Raw genomic sequence first — 4746 nt, forward strand, 5'->3', positions numbered from 1 at the left:
CGAGTCGGTGACCTGGGTGAGCGAGCGGCTGCGGTCCTTTTCGGTGCTGGCGCCGAGCAGCTTCCAAAAGCGGCTGCTCAGCCGGCCGGGTTGAGCACGGGTGGTCTTAGGCACAGGTCAACGGTACGCGGTGGGCCCTCGACCGCCGCGAGCGTGCGTGTGTGCCCGGGACACGCCGAGCAGTCGAGTGCAACCGCTCACTCTCGCCGGGGTGTGGCTCAACCGAGGTTGGAGCGGCGTGGATATGCGACGTTGGGGTCGGTGAGCACATTGACGACGGCGGGCAGGCCGCTGGCGAAGGCCCGTTCCAGTGCGGGCCGCAGCTCGCCCGGTGCGGTGACCAGCTCGCCGTGGGCGCCCAGGGCGCGCGCCACCTCGTCGTAGCGGGTCCCCGGTCGCAGTTCGGCCACCACCGAATAGCCGTACAAGGCTTCCATGGGGTGCTTTTCGAGCCCCCAGATTCCGTTGTTGCCGATCACGGACACTATGGGCACGTTGTGCCGGACCAGGGTGTCCCATTCCATGCCGCTGAAGCCGAACGCGCCGTCGCCCTGCAACAGGACCACCTGGCGCTGCGGCCGGGCCAGCTTGGCCGCCAGGGCGTAGCCGGGTCCCGAACCCAGACAGCCGAACGGTCCGCTGTCCAGCCAGCAGCCCGGCAGGTAGCTGTCGATCACCCGACCGGCGTACGACCCGAAATCGCCGGCGTCGATGACGACGACGGCGTCGCGGTCCAGCATGGGCGCCAGCTCCGCGTACACCCGCATGGGGTGCAGCGGGACGCGGGCGTCCGCGAGCTCGGCTTTCTCCTTGGCGCGCGCACCGGTCTCGGCCGTCCGGAGCTCCTCGATCCAGGCTCGGTGCTCGGCGCCACCCGCGGTGGCCAGCGCCGCGAGGATCGCCGGCAGCTCGCCGTAAAGCTCGGCCTGCACCGGCCGCGGATGGGGACGCTCGGGTCGGGCACGGTCGACCACGACGAGCTGGGTCTGCTGCCCGAACACCCCGCCGAAGCCGAGCCGGAAATCCATGGGCACCCCGACGATCAGCGCAACGTCGGCCTCCCCCAACGCTTTTCCACGAACCCGGGAGAACGCCAACGCATGGTCGGCCGGGACGGCGCCGCGGGCCATCCCGTTCATCAGCACCGGGATCTGGAGTTCCTCGGCAAGACGTAGCAAAGCCGCTTCCCCGTGGCCCCACCACACGTTGGTGCCCGCCATGATCACCGGGCGCTGCGCCGCGGACAGCAGGCCGGCGGCACGGGTCAGCGCCTGGTCATCCACGCCATCGGCACCATGGCCCGGCGCCGGATCGGTGAGAGCCCCGGGGCGCCCGAAGACATCGGGGTCGTCCGACATGGAGAACACGTGGTCCATCGGGAAGTCGACGAAACCCACGCCCGACGGCGCCCCGACCGCGGCCCGCAATGCCTCATCGACGAGCCGGCCGGCGTCGTTCGCCGACTGCGCGGTGGCGGCGAAGCGGGCCAGCGGCGCCACAAAGGGCACATGGTCGATCTCCTGCAGCGAGCCCATGCCCCAGCGCTGCGCCGGCGCCCGGCCGCCCAGCACCACCAGGGGCGACTGGTTCTGCTGCGCCGCCGCCATCGCGCTCATCCCGTTGGTGATGCCGGGCCCCGCGGTCAGCGCCGCCACGCCCGGCGTCCTGGTCACCTTCGACCAGCCCTCGGCGGCGAAGGTCGCGGTCTGTTCGTGGCGGGTGTCGATCAGCCGGATACCCTCGTCGCGGCAGCCGTCGTAGATGGAGAACAGGTGCCCGCCGGACAGCGTGAAGACGGTGTCGACCCCGCTGGCCCGCAGGCGCCGCGCGACGAGGCGGCCGGCATGCAATGTCTGTGCGGGGGTGGCGTCGGTAGTCATCACCGCAGCCTAGCCAGATCCGTCGGGTACCTTCGCCGAAGGATTTCAAGTTGAGGAGAGTCCGATCACCTCGACCGTAAGGAGACGTCGACGATGGGTCCCAAGCCGTTCAAGCCATCGATCAACTGGTCGACGGCACCGATGGATTCGTTGCGATGGGTCGCCATAGCGTGGGTGATCAGCGCCGTCTGCCTGTTCGGGGTGCTGCTCGCGTTCCGCTACCTCACGCCCTGGGGCCGGCAATTCTGGCGGATCACCCGCGGCTACTTCACCGGGGCGCACAGCGTCCGCGTGTGGCTGATGCTTGGCGTGTTACTGCTGTCGGTGCTGCTTTCGGTGCGGTTGGTGGTGTTGCTCAGCTACCAGGGCAACGACCTGTATACGGCGGTGCAGAAAGCGGTGCAGGGCATCGCGGCCGGCGACGACGTCGTCAAACAATCCGGCATCCACGGCTTTTGGATGTCGATCGCGATCTTCAGCGTGCTGGCGATCTTGTATGTCTTCCGGTTCATGGTGGACATCTACCTGACCCAGCGATTCATCATCGCCTGGCGCATGTGGCTGACCGCCCACCTCACCGACGATTGGCTGGGCGGCCGGGCCTATTACCGGGACCTGTTCATCGACAACACCATCGACAACCCCGACCAGCGCATCCAGCAGGACGTCGACATCTTCACCGCCAACGCGGGCGGAACCCCGAACGTCCCGTCCAACGGGACGGGCGGCACGTTGCTGTTCGGGGCGGTCAACGCCGTCGCGTCGGTGATTTCGTTCGCCGCGATTCTGTGGAGCCTGTCCGGGGACCTCGACGTTGCCGGCGTTACGGTGCCGCGCGCGATGTTCTGGACAGTTCTCGTCTATGTCGTGGTCGCCACGGTGGTCGCGGTTTGGCTGGGGCATCCGCTGATTCAGCTGAGCTTCAACAACGAAAAACTCAACGCCGCATTCCGTTATGCCCTGGTGCGGTTACGCGACGCCGCCGAGGCGGTGGGCTTCTACCGCGGCGAACGGGTCGAGCGTGCGCAGCTGTGGCGGCGGTTCATCCCGATCATCGACAACTACCGCAGGTTCGTTCGCAGGACCATCATCTTCAACGGATGGAACTGGACGGTGTCGCAGGCAATTGTGCCGCTGCCGTGGGTGATTCAGGCGCCGCGGCTGTTCGCGGGCAGGATCGACTTCGGTGACGTCGGTCAAAGCGCGACCGCGTTCGGCAACATCCAGGACTCGCTGTCCTTCTTCCGTAACAACTACGACGCCTTCGCCTCGTTCAGGGCCGCGATCATCCGGTTGCACGGATTGGTGGACGCCAACGACCAGGGTCGCGCGCTGCCAACCATTCTCGTCAAGCCCAGCGAAGAAACCACGGTTGAGCTACGGGGCATCGAAGTGCGCACGCCGCAGGGCGACCAGCTGGTCGACTCGCTGGATATCCAGCTCGACCTGGGTGACACCCTGGTGATCACCGGACGCTCCGGAGCCGGCAAGACGACGCTGCTGCGCAGTCTCGCCGAATTGTGGCCGTACGCCTCGGGGACGCTCTGCTGCCCGGACGGCGACAACGCGACGATGTTCTTGTCGCAGTTGCCGTATGTGCCACTGGGCACATTGCGCACCGTGGTGTGCTACCCGAATTCGCCGGACGACATCTCCGATGACCGGCTGCGCGACGTGCTCACCAAGGTGGCTCTGGCGCCGCTCATCACCCGGCTGGACGAAGACCAGGATTGGGCCAAAGTGCTTTCCCCCGGCGAGCAGCAGCGCGTCGCGTTTGCGCGCATCCTGCTCACCAAACCGCGGGCGGTCTTCCTCGACGAGGCCACCTCCGCGCTGGACGTCGGCCTGGAATTCGCGCTGTACCAGTTGATGCGGGCGGAGCTGCCGGAATGCGTCATGGTCAGCGTGAGTCATCGGCCCGCCGTCGAACAGCACCACGAGCAGCAGCTTCACCTGCTCGGCGGCGGCGCGTGGCAGCTGGGTCCGGTCGCCAAGGAGCCCGCGCAGGTCTAGCGCCTACGCACCCCCGGCCCTGCCCCTAACGCCTGCGCGCCGCGTGCGCTCCGGCGCGGCGGCCGAAGAACGAACCCTCACCCAGCTGCGTCCCGCTGGCGTACCCCTTGCCGTCCTGGGCGAGGTTGGATGCGCACGCGCCGGCAGCGTACAAGCCGGGGACCACGGTGCCGTCGGCCCGCTGCACCTCGCCATCAACCGTCACCGCTAGGCCGCCGATCGTGAATCCCGAGTACATCGCCCGGCCGAGCGACAGATCGAACACCGCCCAGGGGCCATGATCTTGCGGCGCAAGGAATTCCGGCTGCTTGTGGAAATCGGGATCCTCACCGGCGGCGGCGAGCTCGTTGTAGCGGTCCAGCGTAGCGGCGAGGTTGCCCGCCGGGATGCCAAGCGCGGCTTCCATTTCCGCGATGGTCTCGTAACCATCGAGGAAGCGGATCAGCGCCATCGCGGGCATCTCGGTGTGCGCTTCGTCGACGACCAGGTATGCGGTCTGCTCCGGCTGCTCGAGCACGAAAGCCGAAGTGCGCGAGTGGTAGGAATCCTCGGCGACGAAGCGCTTGCCCTCCTTGTTGACGATGACACCGGTCAGCAGGACCTCCGGCGGGTAGGCCGCGGCGGTGATGAACAACTCGTCCATGTGCTTGGTGGCGCCGCCCGCCGAGACGCCCATCCGGATGGCCAGTCCGTCGTCGTTGGGGTTGCCCAGGATGTAGGGCGCGGCCAGGCCGTGATGCTTGGTGCGCCGCGGCTGGCCCAAAGCGGGAGTGTGCTCAGCAACCATCTCCGGATTCATCGCGAAACCGCCCGCCGCGACGATGACGGCTTTGGCCTTGACGGCGCCGGTTTC

Annotated in this window: 3 protein-coding genes; 1 reads left to right on the forward strand and 2 read right to left on the reverse strand. The window is 67.7% G+C overall.

The features are described 5' to 3' along the window. Positions 1-218 precede the first annotated feature (218 nt). Positions 219-1880 carry an acetolactate synthase gene (locus Q0W90_RS23345; RefSeq protein WP_297776931.1) on the reverse strand — a complete coding sequence of 554 codons (1662 nt, stop codon included), beginning with the start codon at positions 1878-1880 and terminating at the stop codon, positions 219-221. Positions 1881-1973: 93 nt separating this feature from the next. On the opposite strand from Q0W90_RS23345, the gene Q0W90_RS23350 reads away from it, so the two are divergent. After that, complete coding sequence (locus tag Q0W90_RS23350; RefSeq protein WP_297597162.1) at positions 1974-3893, forward strand: ABC transporter ATP-binding protein/permease; 1920 nt, start codon at positions 1974-1976, stop codon at positions 3891-3893. A gap of 25 nt (positions 3894-3918) precedes the next feature. On the opposite strand, the gene Q0W90_RS23355 is transcribed toward Q0W90_RS23350, so the two are convergent. Further along, a partial coding sequence (locus tag Q0W90_RS23355) for an FAD-binding protein (RefSeq protein WP_297776934.1) occupies positions 3919-4746 on the reverse strand: 828 nt, incomplete at its 5' end.

Source organism: Mycobacterium sp. (genome assembly GCF_025933915.1).
Classification (GTDB): Bacteria; Actinomycetota; Actinomycetes; order Mycobacteriales; family Mycobacteriaceae; genus Mycobacterium.

Bases quoted from the DNA above. Each gene is read 5' to 3' on its own strand.
- Q0W90_RS23345 (WP_297776931.1), bottom strand. From the start codon at position 1,880: ATGACTACCGACGCCACCCCCGCACAGACATTGCATGCCGGCCGCCTC.
- Q0W90_RS23350 (WP_297597162.1), top strand. From the start codon at position 1,974: ATGGGTCCCAAGCCGTTCAAGCCATCGATCAACTGGTCGACGGCACCG.